The organism is Acinetobacter sp. CS-2, assembly GCF_016599715.1.
Lineage (GTDB): Bacteria > Pseudomonadota > Gammaproteobacteria > Pseudomonadales > Moraxellaceae > Acinetobacter.
This window is the reverse complement of record NZ_CP067019.1, coordinates 1,873,848-1,892,558: the sequence shown is the minus strand read 5'-3', so window position 1 is coordinate 1,892,558 and position 18,711 is coordinate 1,873,848. Positions and strand designations below refer to the sequence as shown.

The 18,711-nt window shown below is 41.7% G+C and carries 17 protein-coding genes; 10 read left to right on the top strand and 7 right to left on the bottom strand.

What is annotated here, in order from left to right; genetic code table 11:
• Positions 1-285: 285 nt before the first annotated feature.
• A complete protein-coding gene (locus tag JFY49_RS09390; RefSeq protein ID WP_200222670.1) occupies positions 286-648 on the top strand; it encodes a hypothetical protein in 363 nt (120 codons plus the stop codon).
• 65 nt (positions 649-713) lie between these two features.
• On the opposite strand, the gene metE is transcribed toward JFY49_RS09390, so the two are convergent.
• Positions 714-3,005 carry a 5-methyltetrahydropteroyltriglutamate--homocysteine S-methyltransferase gene (gene metE, locus JFY49_RS09385; RefSeq protein WP_200222669.1) on the bottom strand — a complete coding sequence of 764 codons (2,292 nt, stop codon included), beginning with the start codon at positions 3,003-3,005 and terminating at the stop codon, positions 714-716.
• Between the two features lie 178 nt (positions 3,006-3,183).
• Here metE and JFY49_RS09380 point away from each other — a divergent pair, with 178 nt between their 5' ends.
• Both JFY49_RS09380 and JFY49_RS09375 read left to right on the top strand, forming a co-directional pair.
• Positions 3,184-4,104, top strand: coding sequence for a LysR family transcriptional regulator (locus JFY49_RS09380; protein ID WP_086195502.1), 921 nt, complete (start codon positions 3,184-3,186; stop codon positions 4,102-4,104).
• A 167-nt stretch (positions 4,105-4,271) separates the two neighbouring features.
• Complete coding sequence (locus JFY49_RS09375; protein WP_227609430.1) at positions 4,272-5,447, top strand: CynX/NimT family MFS transporter; 1,176 nt, start codon at positions 4,272-4,274, stop codon at positions 5,445-5,447.
• 53 nt (positions 5,448-5,500) lie between these two features.
• Here JFY49_RS09375 and JFY49_RS09370 read toward each other — a convergent pair whose 3' ends face one another.
• Positions 5,501-5,953 (bottom strand): DUF441 domain-containing protein, encoded by a 453-nt coding sequence (locus tag JFY49_RS09370; protein ID WP_413784581.1) that lies wholly within the window; start codon positions 5,951-5,953, stop codon positions 5,501-5,503.
• A 139-nt stretch (positions 5,954-6,092) separates the two neighbouring features.
• On the opposite strand from JFY49_RS09370, the gene JFY49_RS09365 reads away from it, so the two are divergent.
• On the top strand, positions 6,093-6,803 hold the full coding sequence (locus JFY49_RS09365; protein WP_200222668.1) for a pseudouridine synthase: 711 nt from the start codon (positions 6,093-6,095) through the stop codon (positions 6,801-6,803).
• A 3-nt stretch (positions 6,804-6,806) separates the two neighbouring features.
• Here JFY49_RS09365 and JFY49_RS09360 read toward each other — a convergent pair whose 3' ends face one another.
• From JFY49_RS09360 to JFY49_RS09350, 3 genes are all read right to left on the bottom strand, one after another.
• Positions 6,807-7,250: a GNAT family N-acetyltransferase gene (locus tag JFY49_RS09360; RefSeq protein WP_180080386.1), complete on the bottom strand. Its 444-nt coding sequence runs from the start codon at positions 7,248-7,250 to the stop codon at positions 6,807-6,809.
• A 92-nt stretch (positions 7,251-7,342) separates the two neighbouring features.
• Positions 7,343-7,678, bottom strand: a complete 336-nt coding sequence (locus JFY49_RS09355) for a type II toxin-antitoxin system RelB/DinJ family antitoxin (protein ID WP_180080382.1) — start codon at positions 7,676-7,678, stop codon at positions 7,343-7,345.
• 115 nt (positions 7,679-7,793) lie between these two features.
• A complete protein-coding gene (locus tag JFY49_RS09350) occupies positions 7,794-8,699 on the bottom strand; it encodes a pseudouridine synthase (RefSeq protein ID WP_200222667.1) in 906 nt (301 codons plus the stop codon).
• Between the two features lie 150 nt (positions 8,700-8,849).
• On the opposite strand from JFY49_RS09350, the gene tsaE reads away from it, so the two are divergent.
• From tsaE to hfq, 4 genes are all read left to right on the top strand, one after another.
• Positions 8,850-9,326, top strand: a complete 477-nt coding sequence (gene tsaE, locus JFY49_RS09345) for a tRNA (adenosine(37)-N6)-threonylcarbamoyltransferase complex ATPase subunit type 1 TsaE (RefSeq protein ID WP_086195496.1) — start codon at positions 8,850-8,852, stop codon at positions 9,324-9,326.
• Entirely contained in the window at positions 9,319-11,292 is a 1,974-nt protein-coding gene (gene mutL / locus JFY49_RS09340; RefSeq protein WP_200222666.1) for a DNA mismatch repair endonuclease MutL, read from the top strand. Before tsaE ends, mutL begins: the two co-directional genes overlap by 8 nt.
• 6 nt (positions 11,293-11,298) lie before the next feature.
• Positions 11,299-12,243 carry a tRNA (adenosine(37)-N6)-dimethylallyltransferase MiaA gene (gene miaA, locus JFY49_RS09335; protein ID WP_200222665.1) on the top strand — a complete coding sequence of 315 codons (945 nt, stop codon included), beginning with the start codon at positions 11,299-11,301 and terminating at the stop codon, positions 12,241-12,243.
• Positions 12,244-12,333: 90 nt separating this feature from the next.
• Positions 12,334-12,849 (top strand): RNA chaperone Hfq, encoded by a 516-nt coding sequence (gene hfq, locus JFY49_RS09330; RefSeq protein ID WP_086195493.1) that lies wholly within the window; start codon positions 12,334-12,336, stop codon positions 12,847-12,849.
• A 210-nt stretch (positions 12,850-13,059) separates the two neighbouring features.
• On the opposite strand, the gene JFY49_RS09325 is transcribed toward hfq, so the two are convergent.
• Positions 13,060-14,370: a peptidylprolyl isomerase gene (locus JFY49_RS09325; RefSeq protein ID WP_180041687.1), complete on the bottom strand. Its 1,311-nt coding sequence runs from the start codon at positions 14,368-14,370 to the stop codon at positions 13,060-13,062.
• Complete coding sequence (locus JFY49_RS09320) at positions 14,370-16,817, bottom strand: LPS-assembly protein LptD (RefSeq protein WP_200222664.1); 2,448 nt, start codon at positions 16,815-16,817, stop codon at positions 14,370-14,372. Before JFY49_RS09320 ends, JFY49_RS09325 begins: the two co-directional genes overlap by 1 nt.
• A gap of 120 nt (positions 16,818-16,937) precedes the next feature.
• Here JFY49_RS09320 and JFY49_RS09315 point away from each other — a divergent pair, with 120 nt between their 5' ends.
• Entirely contained in the window at positions 16,938-17,951 is a 1,014-nt protein-coding gene (locus JFY49_RS09315; RefSeq protein WP_200222663.1) for an aminoglycoside phosphotransferase family protein, read from the top strand.
• A complete protein-coding gene (gene murU / locus JFY49_RS09310; RefSeq protein ID WP_180080362.1) occupies positions 17,952-18,641 on the top strand; it encodes an N-acetylmuramate alpha-1-phosphate uridylyltransferase MurU in 690 nt (229 codons plus the stop codon). It begins immediately after the preceding gene.
• Positions 18,642-18,711 lie beyond the last annotated feature (70 nt).

Sequence of the window (18,711 nt, the reverse complement as noted above, 5' to 3'; positions counted from 1 at the left end):
GGTCCTTTTGCATGCCTAAGAGGGGGGCAAGCGGAAATCTTCATCCAGTTTAGAGTTGTCTTTATTGCTGAATTGAGGTGTACATAACAAATTTGAATACCTGATTTTCATTGGGTATGAACAAGAAAATGACCAAAGGGTAGTCTGATTAAATATTATTTTGAGCTGGAAAAATAGTTTGTTATGGTGTTTGGGGAATCACAACTATTTAAATAAGTTTTAAAGTTAGAAAATAGGATGATTTTTTGACTGACGAAAAAGAATAAAAATGAAAAGGAAAAATATATGCGACAGTATCAGCGAGCGGCTTTGGCTTTGGTGGTGGCCAAGCTGGAATTCGGCAATCATAAGTCAAATATTTATGATTACAATGAAAGTGCTTATTCTCAAATCAGCGGTAACGTTAATGCGGGCGAGGCAAAACTTTATGATTATCACCGATCAGCTGTTTTTGAGGGACGAAACACCGGCCGGGAATTTAACCTGTATGATTATGGTCATAGCGAATTTATCAGTTTAAAAAAGAAAGGCATAAAAAAATACGAAGGCTATCATTATGGCAACTCAAGTTACTACGAAATTACCATTTCTGGCTCGATCATAACGCTGTATGATTTTAGTACAGCACAATATTATAACTTTAGTTAGTTCATCCTGAATTAGATGCTAAAAATAGCTCCAATAAAGGAGCTATTTTTATTGTGCGATCTGGATTATGCAGCTTGCAGCTCTTTACGTACTTCTTTGGCCATTTTCACTAGCGTTGCCAGTGCTATTTTCGTCTCAGCCCAACCACGTGTTTTTAAGCCGCAGTCCGGATTGACCCATAAACGTTCAGCAGGAATGGTTTTTAATGCACCATCAATCACGGTACGCATGTTGTCACTGGTAGGGGTACGTGGACTGTGAATGTCATATACACCTGGACCAACTGCATTGGGATAACCTTGCTCGTGGAACACGTCTAACAGCTGTAAACCTGAACGGGAAGTTTCAATCGTGATGACATCTGCATCCATCGCTGTGATTTGTGGCAGGCAGTCTTTAAAGTCTGAATAACACATGTGGGTATGAATTTGCGTATCCACACGTGCGCCGCTTGAACAGTGTTTGAACGATTTTACCACCCAATCCCAGTATTCAGCCTGATCGGCTTTACGCAGGGGTAAACCTTCACGGAATGCCGCTTCATCAATCTGGATAATTTCGACACCAGCATCTTGCAGATCAGAGACTTCCTGGCGGATTGCTTCAGCCAGCTGTAAACATACTTCACGACGAGTCCGATGTGCAGGAGGGAATGACCAGTTTAGAATAGTAACCGGGCCGGTCAACATGCCTTTGACAATCTTGTCAGATAAGGTATTGGCATACTCAATCCATTTCACCGTCATGGCATTTGGACGAGTGATATCCCCTACGATGATTGGCGGGCGAACACAGCGACTACCGTAAGACTGAACCCAACCAAACTTGGATAACCAGAAGCCGTCCAGCAGACCTGCAAAGTATTCAACCATGTCGGTACGTTCGGCTTCACCATGTACCAGAACATCTAGACCAAGTTCTTCTTGCTGTTGAATCGCATATGCGATTTCTTTTTTCATTGCTGCTTCATAGGCATCGTTGGTCAAATTTCCGTTATTCCAGGCTGCACGTGCTGCACGAATTTCAGCAGTTTGTGGGAATGAACCGATGGTCGTGGTCGGGATCAAAGGTAATTTCAGCTTTTCTTGTTGGGCCTTGAAACGAATTTCAAACGGTGCTTGGCGAGATTGGGCCACTAAATCAAATGGTGCATCCACAGCTTTAGAAAGTTTTTCATTTGCATAAATGTGACCGTTTGCTAAGGCGACAAGCTCCTCTAGTTTTTGGCGGGCAAAAGCAAGTTTGCCGTCTACTTCAGCAGGAATAGTTTCAGAACGCAGATCAACCGGCACGTGCAGCAATGAACAGCCCGTAGCAAGCCATAAACGCTCACCTAAAGATTTTTGTGCTGTTTGAACAATATCATTCAGGGCCACTAGGTCACTTGCCCAAACACTACGACCGTTGATTAAGCCCAAAGACAAGATTTTGTGTGTGGGTAATTGGTCAATGACTTTTTTCCAGAAAAACTCACCCACTTTTTCACGGGTAATGTCAATGTGTAAGCCTGCAACTGGGAGATTGACAGCAAGATTTAAATTGGCACCTAGAGTTTCAAAATAACTTGCCACAATCAATTTTAAACAATCATGACGTTGTAACAGATGATAAACCTGTTCAAATGCAGCTTGCCATTCTGGTGCAAGATCAAGTACTAAAGCCGGTTCATCGACCTGTACATATTCTACGCCGCGTGCTTTGAGTTCATCGAATAATGCTGCATAAATTGGCAGCAATGCATCTACAAATTTTAAATTTGCCTGATCTGCGCTTATGTCAGCATGATCATTTCCACATTCACAGGCATGTTTTTCTGCTTCTGCTGTATTTGCATCGACAATACGGGATAAATACAGAAAGCTGACTAAACCAGGGAGTACCACTTTAAGCGGTTGATTCAATGCCTTGGCGCGATCGACTTGCGCCAGTAAATCAGAAAAATCAGCTTTAAACTGTTGTGCTGAATTTAATTCAGGTACTAAGTAGTGGTAGTTGGTGTCAAACCATTTGGTCATTTCTAGTGCAGCAACATCGGTGCAGTGGGGTGCACGACCCCGTGCCAAATAGAACTGTTGATCAACTTGATTTAGCTTTTTAGCTTCTTTAAAGCGGGCTGGAATTATCCCTAAACGCATGGCATGGGTTAAAATACTGTCATAAAATACAAAGTCACCCACAGTCACCAAAGATAAGCCGGCATCTATTTGTGCTTGCCAGTTACTTGCTTCTAGCGCTTGGGCTTTTGCTAAAAATTCTGCTTGAGTTATTTCACCTTTCCAATAGCTTTCTTCTGCAAATTTAAGTTCACGTTTTGCACCAATGCGTGGGTAGCCCAAAATATGTGTAGTTAAAGTCATGATATTTCCAGGGAGATAGATGATCTCATTTTGTTGCAACTATCATCGAACAAAAATAAAGATGAATCAAACTCATTATTTTCATGTTAAAATTATTTTTATTCATTATATGATTTTTTGCTTTTGGGCTTCACGTACAAGGGCTCAAAAATTATGCTCTGTTGGAATGACTATTAATATGTTAGAAATTCGCCATTTAAAAACACTGACTGCTCTGCGTGAACATGGTTCACTGGTGGCTGCTGCCAATGACCTGTGTTTAACACCATCGGCCATTTCACATCAGTTAAAAGAACTTGATCACTGGTATGGGGTAGAGGTGGTCAATCGCCGCAGCCGACCGGTCACTTTCTCTAATGTAGGGCAGCGTTTGCTCAAACTGGCAGATGATGTACTGCCACAAATCCAGATTACCCAGACAGATATTACCCGTATTGTGCATGGCCAGACTGGACGTATTATTTTCTCCTCTGAATGTCATAGCTGTTTTGACTGGTTAATGCCACTGCTCAACCAGTATCGCCACTTATATCCAGATGTAGATCTGGATTTTGCTTCCGGCTTTGAAGCCAATCCACATGAACTGCTGCAAAATGCCGAATTTGACCTGTTAATTACGGCAGATCCGATTGCCTTAAAAGGCATCGAATATTTTCCGATTTTTGAATATGAATCACGTCTGGTCTTGTCGAACACTCATCCACTGGTTCGTGCAGAACGTATTACCGTGCAGGAATTGGCAGAGGAAACTCTGATTACTTATCCGGTAGATAAGCACCGTCTGGATATCATGGCGAAACTGTTTATTCCTGCCAATATTCAACCCAAACAGATCCGGACCACGGATTTAACCCAAATGCTGATTCAACTGGTGGCCAGTGGGCGAGGTATTGCTGCACTTCCAGACTGGGTGGTGAATGAATATGAACAAAAGGGATGGGTGACTTCGCGCCGTTTGGATTGCGTTTCTGCGAGTGGTTTGCGCCGGACCTTGTATGCGGGTTATCGAACTGAAGAAAAAGAAAAAAGCTATTTTGAAGGTTTCCTGAAACAACTGGAAAAATTCTCGCAAAAGCGTAATCCGTATTATTCTGCTTAAAAAATCATGCTTGAATCCTATATAGAATCAAAGCCTTATAGGGAATTTTTTCATGATCCGAGTCAATGCTAGATTGATTGTTACAAGCTCTTAGCTTATTCAAATCAACGATAAATAATCGTTTTTATTCTTGCTAGTCTACGCTGGAATTGCCGAAGGAGAAGGTTGTGAGTGCCGTGCGTTGGCTCAGCAAAGATTTATGGATTATTGCAGCAGGATTTGTCGCTGCCATGCATGTAGGCAAGTTGCCACCCGCGGTTCCTGTACTCCAAGCCGAGTTAGGCATCAGCTTGGTGCAAGCCGGTTTTTTATTATCTCTGGTACAGGTTGCCGGTATGTGCATGGCACTCGTGCTGGGTAGTTATACCGCTAAAATTGGCTTAAAACGCTGTGTACTATTGGGCTTGAGTTTACTCGCATTCGCCAGTTTCACTGGTGGTTTTGTGCAGGAATTCCCGACGTTGCTTGCACTGCGTGTGGTTGAAGGTTTCGGATTTTTACTGATTACCTTAAGTGGTCCTGCTTTTATCCGCCAACTGGTTCCGCTCGAGCAGTTACAAGCCAAGATGGGGCTATGGAGCGCCTATATGGGAGGCGGAATGGGAATAGGCTTACTGTGTACGCCATTCCTGATCAATAGTATGGGCTGGCAAGGGGTTTGGATATGTTTCGGGATATTATCACTGGCTTTGGCAGCTGTGATTTACAGGGTTATTCCCGCAGTGCAGACCCATACCCAGTTGGTTGCAGTATTTGATTTAATTAAACTGACTTTAAAACATCCTCCAGCCTGGATTCTGGCCGCTATTTTTGGTGTATATGCCGGACAATGGTTGAGTCTGGTGGGATTTTTGCCCAGCATTTATCAGCAATATCAAATTCCTTTAGCCGTGGCAGGAGCCTTAACGGCAATCGTGGCGATTGCCAATGCTGTTGGCACCTTTGTGTGTGGTTTAATGTTACAGCGTGGTTTGCGGCCTCAAACTTTAGTCCAAACTGGTTTTGCCACCTTAATGGTCTGTGCCCTGAGTTTTTATCTGTTACGCGAATTTTTGCCCTTTATTCTGCAGTTTATATTGGTTTTGAGCTTTTCATTATTTGGCGGTTTGGTCGCAGCGGTCGTGTTTTCTCAAGTATTAAATTTTTCCGCAAAGCCGATTGCCATTACCACTACAATAGGATTAGTCTTGCAATTCTCCGCCACATCTCAATTTCTGTTGCCGCCTTTGATTGCCTCAATTGTACTGGCCACAGGTGGATGGTTTTGGGTCGGAATTTTAATGGCAAGCATGTCCCTGATTGGCATGCTTTTAACCAGAATTTTATTTCGAAAAGCTGCATAAATTGTGCAGATCAAGCCTGTCAAACATCCGTTGTCAGGCTTAAGAATAAAAAATCAAGAATGACCAATAAACAGGGTTAATATTCCAGCAGCAATTAAAGGGCCGACAGGAACGCCGCGCAATACTGCCACACCTGCAACCGTACCAATCAGCAAGCCTGCAACCACGTCAGGCTGATTGCTCATCAGTTTGACTCCGCGTCCACCCAGCCAGGCGACCAGTACGCCAATGGCGATGGCAAGTAAGGATTTAAAATTCAAGAAGGATTTTAAAATGGCATCGCCAGAAATTTTGCCACTGGCAATCGGAGTCAGAACGCCAATAGTTAAAATAATGATGCCAATATTTAAACCATGTTGTTGCAGATAGGGAAAATATTCACTCAGCGGGGTAATGCGAAAAACGATCAATACACCTGCAGCAATCGTCACGGCACTATTATGGCTAAAGATACCACAGGCCAATAAAACCAGCAGGACAATCAGGTTTAAATCTAGATGGGACATTATTTAAAGGGAGAAATTTATAAATCATTGCTATTGTATAAGGTTTTGATGGAAGATTTGCCCGAAAAAGCAGGAACAATAAAAATACCTCTCATTTCAGTATAGAATGCGCATTTCGTGAGAGTAAAAGGTCAGGTCTATGTTGTTGGAAAAGATGTTGCAATCCCAGGGTTTTGGTTCGCGTAAACATTGCCAGCAGCTCATTAAAAACGGAGCGATTGCCATTCAAGGGGAAGTCATCACCAATCCAAAACATAAACTGGATTTAAATAATTTAACATTTACGGTCTATGGCGAAACTTTTGCTTATCGGGAAAAGGTGTATATCGCTTTAAATAAGCCGCAAGGTTATGAGTGTTCCCATCAGGCCACCCATCATTTTAGCGTATTTGATTTATTTGATGATGTGCTGATGAATCGTGGCTTGCAGTGTGTGGGTCGTCTAGATCAGGACACCAGTGGACTGTTGTTATTGACTGATGATGGACAATTTCTACAGGCCTTAACCCATCCGAAAAAACATGTGGCCAAAGTTTACCGTATGCAAACCGCTGATGCTGTAACGGAAGAGCAAATTCAGCAGTTAAAGCAGGGGGTGGAATTGCGCAATGAATCGGGTATTTTTGCCGCGACTGATATCATTCTACTGGCTGAACATGAATTGCAGCTGACTATTCATCAGGGTGTTTATCATCAGGTCAAGCGCATGCTGGCCGCAGTGGGGAATAAAGTAGAGCGATTGCATCGTCAGCAGATTGGCGCTTTGGAGTTAACAGATTTACAAGAAGGGCATTGGATCTATTTAAGCCCCGAACAGGTGGAATTAGCCAAGACAAGAATGACAGCTTAATTGTTATTTCAGGAAACAATGATAGGTTTGGAATTCATCATCTTTGACAAAACCCATTTTTTGATAAAGCTGATAGGATTGATAATTATTCTTTTGCGTCTGTAGGCTGATACGTTGAGCGTTTTCATGACGTGCAAATAAAATCGCAGTATCGATGAGCTGTTTGGCTGAACCCTGACGACGAAAAGTCGGGGTGACGTAAACATCATCCAGAATGTAATAGGTGCTACAGGCGACTGATGAAAAGCCGAGATATAACAAAATAAAACCGGTAAAAATATCATCTTTTACATGAATGAAAATGATGCTTTCCTGATTTTGAAATCGCTGCTTTAAAAATTGATAAGATACATCCAGATTAGAAGAAGCACCATAAAATTGACGGTATTCATCGAATAAAACAGCAAGGGGGTGTAAATCTTCTAAAGAGGCGCGTCGTACGATCATGCGATACTCCATGCTTTTTTATAGTCTTTGCATGAAGCATACCTAAGTTTTTATGAGAATTTTTCTAAATTTTGTTTGTAAATGCGACAGTGTTAAGTTTTGTCACTTTCACCCAAAATGGCATTCAGTTCTTCAAAAAGGTCAAGATGGTCGTCATCCAGATCAAAGTCCTGATCATGAGAAACAGCCTGTTCTGTAGAGGTGTTTGAAGTGTTTTGTTGTTGCTTTAATTTTCGGATTTTTTGCAGTTGATCAAGGTTAATATTCTGATTTTCAATAGAAAATGGAATAGATTTTGTTAAAACAACTTGTTTGAAAAATAGTCGGACTGCTTGTGCAGGCGTAATGCCCAATTGTTTAAATACTGCAAAAGCATGCTTTTTTTCTTGGGAATCCAGTCGTATTTGATAAACTTCGGTTTTTCTCATGATTTTTTAAATACGTCTAATTACTTAACTTTTCAGCATTTATTTTAATCAAATTGAATGTAATTTCAATATTCATACGTTCGATTTACCAAAATATTTTGTAATGACAAAGATATTACAATGTTAGGTCAAAATGGGATGAAAAAGTCATGTTCTGTCCACTCAGGGGATCAATAAATGCAATATGTTTGGCTAACAGTTGCAGTGGTGCAGAAAAATCATCTTCTCTTTTATGTTGTACTGTTGGATAAAAGGGATCGTTTTTAATGGCAATGCCTAAACTACTTAAGTGCAGCCGCAGTTGGTGTTGCTTGCCGGTGGTTGGTTTTAGCTCATATTTTCCCCATGCTCTATCATGTTCGATCAGATCAATCTCTGTTTCACTATTTATTTTGCCTTCAACCACTTGCATGGTATAGAAGGGTTCACCTTTTTCCATACGATAACGTGTATAACATGGAAATGTTAAAGTGGCATGAAACGGTGCAATAGCGTGATAGGTTTTTTTCACCTCACGTTTGGCGAACATCTCCTGATAGATTGCACGGCTGGCAACCTGTTTGGAGAATAAAACCACACCGGCAGTTTCGCGATCTAAACGATGAATCGGGGTTAGAAATTCATTGCCGGTCTGTTTTTTTAATCGTACCAGCAGGGTTTCCTGTACGTATTGCCCCGTCGGACTGATGGTTAAAAAATGTGGTTTATCGATGACCAGCAAATGTTCGTTTTCAAATAAAACTTTATGTTCAAACGGAATGGGTATTTCATGGGCTAAAAAACGGTAATAGAACACATGACTATTTTCATTATAAGGTGCATCAACCGTTAAGATATTGCCTGCGGCATCATAAATTAAAGCATCAGTAAAACGTTGTTGCCATTCAGCAGGCTTGATATGCGGAAATTGCTGACAAAGATATTGATATACACTGTCTGGTGCAGGAGAGGTTTTAGGAAGAAAAACTTTACTTGCGCTAACACCATCAATCATGGGCGGAAGAAATTCAGTACTGGTCATGTGATTTGTCGTAGATCAATCTGCTGTGCATAAAATCACTGCTATTTACAATGAAATGCAGGAAAAGTTCCATATTTGGAAGTGTGAACATGGGCAATAAAGCGGTGCGATGCTATCATAATTGTTCTTTTGAATCTTGTCGTGAGTAATATGCAGTATTCATTTAATTTGGCTTTAAACAATGAAGACGATACCCAAAATTTAGCACAGGTTTTGGCGCAGCATTTTACAACGGGTGTAATTTATTTAATTGGTGATTTAGGTGCCGGTAAAACCACACTGACACGCTATTTTTTGCAAAGCTTAGGCCATCAAGGTGCGGTAAAAAGCCCTACTTATACCTTGGTGGAACCGTATAATATTCATGGAAAAGACATCTTCCATTTCGATTTATACCGTTTAAATGACCCTTATGAGCTGGAGCTGATGGGCATTCGTGACTATTTGGAAACGCCGAATGCGCTATTTTTATTTGAATGGCCATCCAAAGGTGGCGATGAAATTCCACAGCCTGACCTGATTATCAATATTGAAAAGTCTGAAGATGAACTGACGCGTACTGCGAGTTTAAGTTTCTCGTCTGCAGCATTAAACCAAGCATTAGAGAGCCATTTTAACAATGCGTGATAATTTGAGCGAACGTCGTATTCATACCCTTAATCCTGCACTGGCGAACCAGATTGCAGCAGGTGAGGTGATTGAACGTCCAGCATCGGTGGTCAAAGAATTATTAGAAAATTCAATTGATGCGGGTGCGACGGAGCTTGTTATTCGGGTTGAGCAAGGCGGCAGTACCCTGATTGAAATCATTGACAATGGTCATGGGGTTCATCCTGACGATTTGGCTTTGGCCGTCATGCGGCATGCCACCAGTAAAATCCAGACAGCAGAGGATTTGCAAGCCATTGTCAGCTTGGGTTTTCGTGGTGAAGCTTTGGCATCGATTGCTGCGGTGTCACGCCTGACCCTGATTAGCAGTCAAAATGATGAAGGCATCGGTTATCAGGTGGAAGTGAATGGCACAGCTTTTGATCATCAGGAAATTCAGGCGGTTGCAACACAAAAAGGCACTCATATTCGGGTACAGGATTTATTCTTTAATGTACCGGCGCGGCGCAAATTCTTAAAAAAACAGGCGACTGAATTTGGTCATATTGAAGAAATCGTGCGCCGTCTGGCATTGACCCATTTTGATATCCGTTTTGTGTTGGAGCATAACAACACTATTCGGCTGAATTTGCCGGTTGCAGATAGTGGTGAGCTGCGCTTCCAGCGTGTACAGCAGCTCTTGGGCCGACAATTTACCGAAAATGCGTACTGGATTGATGCCGACAGTATCAATATGCGCTTGTCCGGATGGTTGGGGCATCCCTCAGATGCAAGAGCGCAAGCCGATGTGCAATATGTGTATGTGAATGGCCGGATTGTCAAAGACAAGACTATCTCGCATGCCTTACGTATGGCCTATGATGGCATTTTGCATGGTCATCAACATCCTGCCTATTTGCTGTTTTTAGAAGTTGATCCTGAAAATATTGATGTCAATGTGCATCCAACCAAACATGAAATCCGTTTTTTAAACCAGCGTGAAGTACACGAGTTTGTACGTCATTTTGCTAAAGAAAAATTGTCTGAATTTCAAACGGCCACAGCAGAACTGGCTTCGGCCATGAAAAGAGATGAAGCAGACCAGATTGCTGCGCTGCAGCCGCAACCACGTTATCAGGAACAATTTCAACTGCATAAAGCGGTAGATGCGTATACGCCACAACCGGAAGCGCAAATTTCCACCGATTTGCTCAGTGATTTTAATGCCAGCAGTCCGCAAACGGTACATTATGCTTCATCTCAGGCTGCAAATAGCTATGCAGGTTCACAACAGCTGAATAATGCCTTGAAAAGCTATCTGGCACCGTTAAGAGAAGAAACTGATACTGTTTCTTCTCAAATCAATAGCCTAAGTAATAGTGATAATATTGAAAAGCCGCAATCGACGTATGTAGATGAGCATCCACTCGGGATTGCAATTGCACAGTTACACGGCATTTATATTCTGGCACAAAACTCTGAAGGCCTGATTATTGTCGATATGCATGCCGCACATGAACGCATTGTGTTGCAGCAAATGAAAGCCGCATGGGATAAGCCTGAATTCTGGACATCACAACAATTGCTGATTCCTAAAGTAATTAGTATTAGCCGTATGCAAGCCATGCGGGTGGATGATTTAAAAAGCCAGTTGGCGCGTCTGGGTTTGGAAATAGATCAATATGGCGATGAACAGGTAATTGTTCGTAGTGTTCCTGCCATTTTGCACAAGGCAGATTTTGCTGCTTTGGTTCCTGAATTGCTCAATGACCTCGATCCCAATGATGAAGCACAGGGATTGTTGCAAAAGCGTGACCAAATTTTAGCAGGGATGGCCTGTCATGGTGCTGTACGTGCGCATCGTATTCTAAGTCTTTCGGAAATGAATGCTTTACTGCGGCAAATGGAACAAACCGAATTTGCCAGTCAGTGTAACCATGGACGTCCAACTTGGCGTGCATTTCCACTTTCACAATTAGATAAACTTTTTGCTCGAGGAGAGTAGTTGTACATGTCGAATCAATTGCCGGTCATCAATTTAATGGGACCAACTGCAAGTGGTAAAACCGCTTTGGCATGTGAACTTTATGAGCAGGGTCATTTTGAGCTGATCTCTGTTGATTCTGCGCTGGTTTATCGAGATATGGACATTGGTACCGCGAAGCCAACGAAAGAAGAGCAGGCACGTTATCCGCATCATCTAATCGATATTATCACTCCATTGGAAGTGTATTCGGCCGCCCAGTTTGTAGAGGATGCCTATAGCTTAATTGATGATATCCATGCACGTGGTAAAACACCTATTCTGGTGGGTGGTACCATGCTGTATTTCAAGGCTTTATTGGAGGGATTGTCAAGTAATTTGCCCAGTGCCGATTATGCAGTACGTGCAGAAATTGAGGCTAAAGCAGAGCGTGAAGGCTGGGAGTCGGTTTATCAGGAATTATGTGAGGTTGATGCTCTGGCGGGGCAGAAATTTAAGGTCAGTGATAAACAACGCATCATTCGTGCTTTGGAGGTATTTAAGCTGACTGGACAGCCAATTACAAAACTACAAGCTGAACAACCCAAAAATATACCATATCGCTACACATTTCATAATCATGCCTTATTACCTGATCGTGTAGAATTACACAAGCGTATCGAACAACGGTTAAAAATCATGTGGGATATCGGATTTTTACATGAAGTGGAAGGACTGATTGAAAAATACGATTTAAATGATAATTTGCCATCCATGCGCTCAGTTGGTTATCGTCAAGCTCTAGAATTTATACAAAAAAGTGATCTAAGTATCAAAAAACGACAGGAAATGGAGGATAAGTCTTTATTTGCAACACGACAACTGGCAAAACGTCAATATACTTGGTTAAGATCTTTGCAAGAATCGCATAATTTTAAAACATATTTGACGGTCAAGCAGGCCCAAGAAGACTTGCGAAAGTGTTACGGATAAAGCAAAATTTAATAACTATCTTTTTTATAATTTTTATTGAGAAATAAAGATAGTTTTTTGCGCTGATTTTTAATTTTTTGGAGTTATAACATGTCTAAAGGTCAAACTTTACAAGATCCGTTCTTAAATTCTCTCCGTAAGGAACGTATTCCTGTTTCTATCTTCCTTGTGAATGGTATTAAATTACAAGGTCATATTGAATCATTTGACCAATATGTAGTTTTGTTAAAAAATACTGTAAGCCAAATGGTTTACAAACATGCGATTTCTACAGTTGTTCCTGCACGTAATCCACGTCCTGCTGGTGCTCCTGCTGGTGCTCAAGGTGCTGGCGGTTTTGGTGGTGGTCAGCCTCAAGGTGGCTTCGGTGGTCAAGGTGGCTTCGGTGGTCAAGGTGGCTTCGGTGGTCAAGGTGGCTTCGGTGGTAATCAAGGTGGTTTCGGTGGCCAAGGTGGTTTCGGTAGCCAAGGTGGCTTCGGTGGCCAAGGTGGTTTCGGTAGCCAAGGTGGTTTCGGTGGTCAAGGCGGCTTCGGTGGTCAAGCAAACCCAGGTTTTGAAGGCGAAACAAAATTTGAAGATTCTCAAGACGATGAAAATAATCGTTAATTGTTAATTCTTAAAAGCCTCTCTTTATGAGAGGCTTTTTTATTTTGAAGCAAATGAATGGACTAAAGATTGTAGACAATTCATCTATGCTTGCTCAATTTGGGCATAAATTTATATATGAAATATCAATAAACCTTAATTAGTTTTCTTGTGGGTAATAAAAAACCAGTTGCTTAAACAACTGGTTTTTGGGCTCAAATCAATTGAGGCTTATTTATTTTTTTTACGGTCTAGATTTGGGTCTTTGACTTCTACAAAGGCATTACTACGAATTTCACGTAACCAGCTATCCAGTTCAGCATCGAATTGACGTTCACCCAGAATTTGACGTGCCATGCGTTGTTGATATTCACGCGTCATATCTTGTTGGCGCATATCTGTAACCTGAAGAATGTGCCAGCCAAATTGAGTCTGGAAGGGTGCACTGATCTGACCGACAGCCGTGTTTTTCATTTGCACCTCAAATTCAGGTACCATAACGCCCGGGTTCACCCAACCTAAGCTGCCGCCATCACGTGCAGAACCTGGATCATTGGAAAAAGTTGATGCCAATACGGCAAAATCTTCACCCGCTTTTAAGCGGTTATAGATACTGTCAATTTGTTGTTTGGCATTTTCAGGACTTACTACTTCCGAAGGCTGAATGAGAATGTGACGTGTCTGGTATTGCGATACGATCGCTTTTTGCGCACCACCTTTACGTTCAATCAATTTTAACACATGAATACCGTCTCGCACTGGAATCAGGTCTGTAGTCTGACCTTCTTGCAACGTACTTACACGGGCTGCCAGTTCAGCCGGGATATCAGACAGGCTTCTAAAGCCCATATCTGCACCCTCCACTTTAACTGTCTTGGTAGTGAACTTTTGGTCAATCGCTTTAACATCATTGCTGTTATTCAGTTCAGCTTTGACAAGTTTTGCAGTTTTTTCTAAGGCTGCTTGGTCATCACCAGATACACGGATATGAATAACATGCGCTTGGTTCCCTAAAGCGGCTTGACCTTGTGGCGTCTTTAAGAAGTTTTCTACATCCTGATCGCTAATTTTAATACGGGACATCACCACTTGTTGACGCAGGCGATTAATTGCTAAATCTTCTGCAATGCGATTGCGCAAGGATTCGTAAGTCCCCGGTGCAATACCATCAAGCTTTTGCTGGAAGGCTTCTAAACTTTTGCTTCCAGATTGACCTGCAACCTTAAGCACAGCTTCATTCAGTTCTCTTTCATTCGGCTTAATATTGTAGCGTTTAACCTGTTCAAGTTGTGCTTGACGAATAATGAGCTGGTCAAGTGCCTGTTGCTGTAAATATTGTTCTGGTGGCAGCTGTTTTTTTTGTGTTTCTAATTGATGTTTGAGTTCTGCGATACCTTGTTCTAAATCACTTTTTAAAATGACACTGTTATCTACCACTGCAACCACTTCATCTGAGGATTGAGCAAATGTAGTCATTGATGAAGATAAGGCTAAAGCAAGCGCAGTCGCTTTAAAAAAATGTTTTAACTGTATTGTCTTCATTAACGTTGTGTCCAAGATTGATTAATATTATTGAAACCTAAAATACGGTTTTCTAGTAAAGATGAAAGCTTGTTGTTGAAGCCGCCTAAGCCTTTGAGGCTAATTTCCGCCATAATGGCACGTTTGGGTGAAACACCATCATCGTTCACGTTGTCCAGGTCATTATAGTAAGAGCGGCCATATACCGAAATGCCCCAGCAACAGGACTCATAATTTACACCGAGTAAATACTCACGAGCGACATTATTGTCCATATCATATTGTGCATGACCTAAAATACGCCAGTTATTTGCTACAGGTTGAATGAATGATGCGACAACCTGATCATACTGGTCTTGACGGTTCGGAATGTCTTTGCGGTAGAAATAACCCAGATTATAAAGATTTCCCTGATTACCTGTGTAATACAATTGCAGATCACGCTGTGCATTATCACCATTCGACATCCATGCAGAATTTGCACCAACGGTGAAATTTTGTGACAGTTGGCTAGAGACACTTAAAATAGGGCCGGTACGACGTTCAGTATCAAACTGATCAGCTTTATTTTCTAGCGTTACCCGGCGATCTTCAAAAAAGAAGCTTTGACCCACGCTGGTTTTTAAGCGTTCTAAACCTACTTCATCAAACAGACTATAACTTAGTCCTAAAGACAGAAAATTATTGTCTTCTAAACGGTCATGTCCATAGAAACGACGTGGACTGAATAACTGATCATAATTGATGGAGGCAGGAGCCGAGTCAAAGTTTGGATGTTCATCCTGGTTTTTATACGGTGCATAGGCATAAAAAGCGCGAGGAGTAAGTGTTTGCAGATATTTACCTTCTTTTTCAAAGGTTAAACCGGTATCTAAAGTGAATTGGGGGACGGTGACGGTCTTTGTTTCATCTGATGAGCTAATATTCTGAGCAGCAATCGTATTTTGATCATATACGGTATTTATATTGCGCAGTGAAATCTCAGGAATCATAAATGACCAAGGAGTACGATAGTTGTAACGCACTGCAAAATCATTGTAAATACGGGTACCGCTTGGTTCGTTGTTTGGGCTATTGAAATCAGTAATATCTTTTTTAAAGTAAGCGGTGTCATTATTGAATTCATATTGCAAACCTAAGGGATTGCCAGTTTTATAATTCAATAAAAATTGTGGTAGACGTGCATAAGGGCGGTCTACAGATGAAACGGTATTATCGAGCGTTTGGAAATTTTCAACTTTGAGTTGCGCAGATAATCCTGGAATTCCATTGCCGTAATTGAGCTGCCAGGCACGGCGCAAGTTTAATTCTGTTTTTGAGTTGGGATTGTTATTTAAATCAGAGAAATAGTCTTTATCTGAAACATAGTTATATTCAATATTGGTAGAAAACTGGTTGTTGATTTGCCAGTTATGTAAGAATTGCAAGCCTTTACGGTCTTGGTCATTATATTCGTTATCTGCAGCCAAGTAGCCGCCCGATACTCTGCCAGTGCCGTAATTTTTCGTTAAATAGCGGAATTCGCCTTCAAGCATTGCGCCGCGATTACCGATATAGCGCGGTGTAAGGGTTGCATCGTAATTAGGTGCCAAGTTTAAATAAACAGGAACTGTAAGTTCTACGCCACCATCGTTGGTAAATCCAAAACCTGGGGTCAAAATACCGGTAGTGCGACGGTCATCAATCGGGAAGTTGAAATAAGGTACTGCAAGCACCGGTACTTCTTTGACATAAAGTTTGGTACCGCGCGTTTCACCGCGTCCGGTTTCTTTATTTAAGGTAATTTTATCAGCCTGAATTTTCCAGCCTGGTTTTTCATCGGGTGGACAGGTGCTGTAGGTAGCGTTATTCATCACCACCACATTTTCTGAAGTGCGGGTGATTTTTTCTGCACGGCCATGTGCATGCTGCTCTTCAGAAATATAAAAGCTGTTATTTAAATCGCCTTGCTGGGTCTTTAAGTTGTAATTGATCTGGTCACTTTGTGCCAGTAAGCCGGCTTGTGCCATTTGCACGCGACCTTGTGCATTTGCGTAGGTTTGGGTCTGGTCGATGGTGATTTTATCGGCACGAATTTTGCGGCCTTGCTGGTCAATTAATACATTGCCTTCAAGAACAGAGTCGCCATTCGGGTCAAAATGACCATAATCTGCAGTCACTGTAGATGTGGCATTGTCTGGATCTGCAGCTTTGGTCTCCGGACTGATTGGTGTAATCCAGGCGCCTTTGCAATAAGCAGAGCTCAAATACTGTCCCTGACGTTGTTGAGCTTCAGGTGCTGATTTGTCTACATAGTATTGTTCAAAAAATTGTTGTCCAGGATATGACTCCTGAATACTGTCTTTCATTTTTTGGTTGTCGACAGTCGAAGCTGGAATTGTAGATTCAGCATAGCTTGAGATCGAGCTGCCACATAAAAGGGTTAAAATAGCAGTCGCTAAAGGATTAAATTTAAACTGATGCTTCATTTGTATCATTAACCAAGTATGCTTAATCGCAATTAATTATTCTCGCATCATAGAGAAAAAGTTGATAAGTGGCTACACTTAGCACTTTAAAAACTCAGCCTGTATTAGAATTTATCGCAAATGAATACACAACGTGAACAATTGATACAAACATGGATTACATCTGTACTTGGTTCAGATCAATTTGAGACGCATTTTTTGGCAGGCGATGCAAGCTTCCGTCGTTATGCACGAATCAAATTGAATAATAAAACATTTATGCTCATGGATGCACCACCAGAAAAAGAAGATTGTGTGCCTTTTGTGACGATTGATGAATTTTTTGATCAGAATGGTGTGCGTGTGCCGCATATTGTTGCCAAAGACCTGGAACTGGGTTTTTTGCTACTCGAAGATTTTGGTGATGTCTTACTTTCGACCTTGCTGAATGAGCAAACGGTAGATACTTATTATGTACAAAGTTTTAAACAGCTGATTCAATTACAAGCCATTGATGGGACAAATCATTTTCCAAATTATTCTTATGAAAAACTGATTTCTGAAATGGAACTGTTGACCGACTGGATGTTGCCGTCATTACACATTCAGCCAACAGCAGAAGAAAGTGCCTTAATTAAACGAACCTTTGCCATTTTAGCCAACGCGGCTTTGGCGCAACCGCAAGTCATTGTACATCGCGACTTTCATAGCCGTAATTTAATGAAAATTGTAGGCGAAACCGATCTGGGGGTGATTGACTTTCAGGATGCAGTTATTGGCGCAGATACCTATGACCTGATTTCAATTACCCGCGATGCCTATGTGCAATGGAACGCAGACCGTGTTTATACATGGTTTAAGACCTTCTATGATCTGTTGCCTGAATCGGCAAAGCAAGACCGTGATTTTGAACAGTTTAAAAAAGATGCCGACATGATGGCGATTCAGCGTCATATCAAAATCTTGGGTATTTTTGTGCGTCTGTTTGAACGCGATGGTAAGTCAGGTTATCTCAAGGATTTACCACGTGTGATGTGGTATTTGCTGGAAGAAAGCCAGCCTTATGCAGAACTACAACCCTTTATACGGTTTATTCACGCTAAAGTGATGCCGAAATTTGAAGCCAAATATGGTCGTTATGAGGTTGCTGCATAAATGAAAGCCATGATTCTTGCTGCAGGGCTGGGTAACCGTATGCGTCCACTGACCCTGCATACGCCAAAACCCTTGCTGGAAGTGGGTGGAAAGCCCTTGATAGTTTGGCATATTGAAAAACTGCAAAGTATTGGCGTCACTGAAATTGTCATCAATACGGCCTGGTTGGGCGAAAAACTGGCCTCAGCTTTGGGTGATGGGTCAGAGTTTGGCGTCAATATCTTGTGGTCACATGAAGGTGAAGGACTAGAAACTGCGGGGGGGATTATCAATGCTTTGCCATTGTTAGGCGAAGAACCTTTTATTCTGGTTAATGGTGATGTCTGGACCACCATGGACTTTGCGACCTTATTTGATGTGAAATTGCAGGATGATCTTGCTCATCTGGTTTTTGTCGATAATCCGGCTCAACATCCCAACGGTGACTTTATCCTTGCTCATGGCCGGGCTTATACTTTTGATCAGGCACAGCAAGGTGAAGCACTGACTTATAGTGGCGTTGCGGTGATTCATCCTGCGATGTTTGCAGGTCTGGAAAATGGTAAACGACCACTGGCACCTTTATTAAAGCAAGCGATGCTTGAACAGCAAATTACTGCATCCAAAATGCAAGGTGTCTGGGTAGATGTTGGCACTCCCGAGCGATTAAATGTACTGGATCAACAAATTAAGCAAGGCTTGTACGATTAAGTGCATATTCACTAAGCACAAGCTACTGTGACTTGTTGTATAAATCGGTATACTTCCATTAACTTTTCGA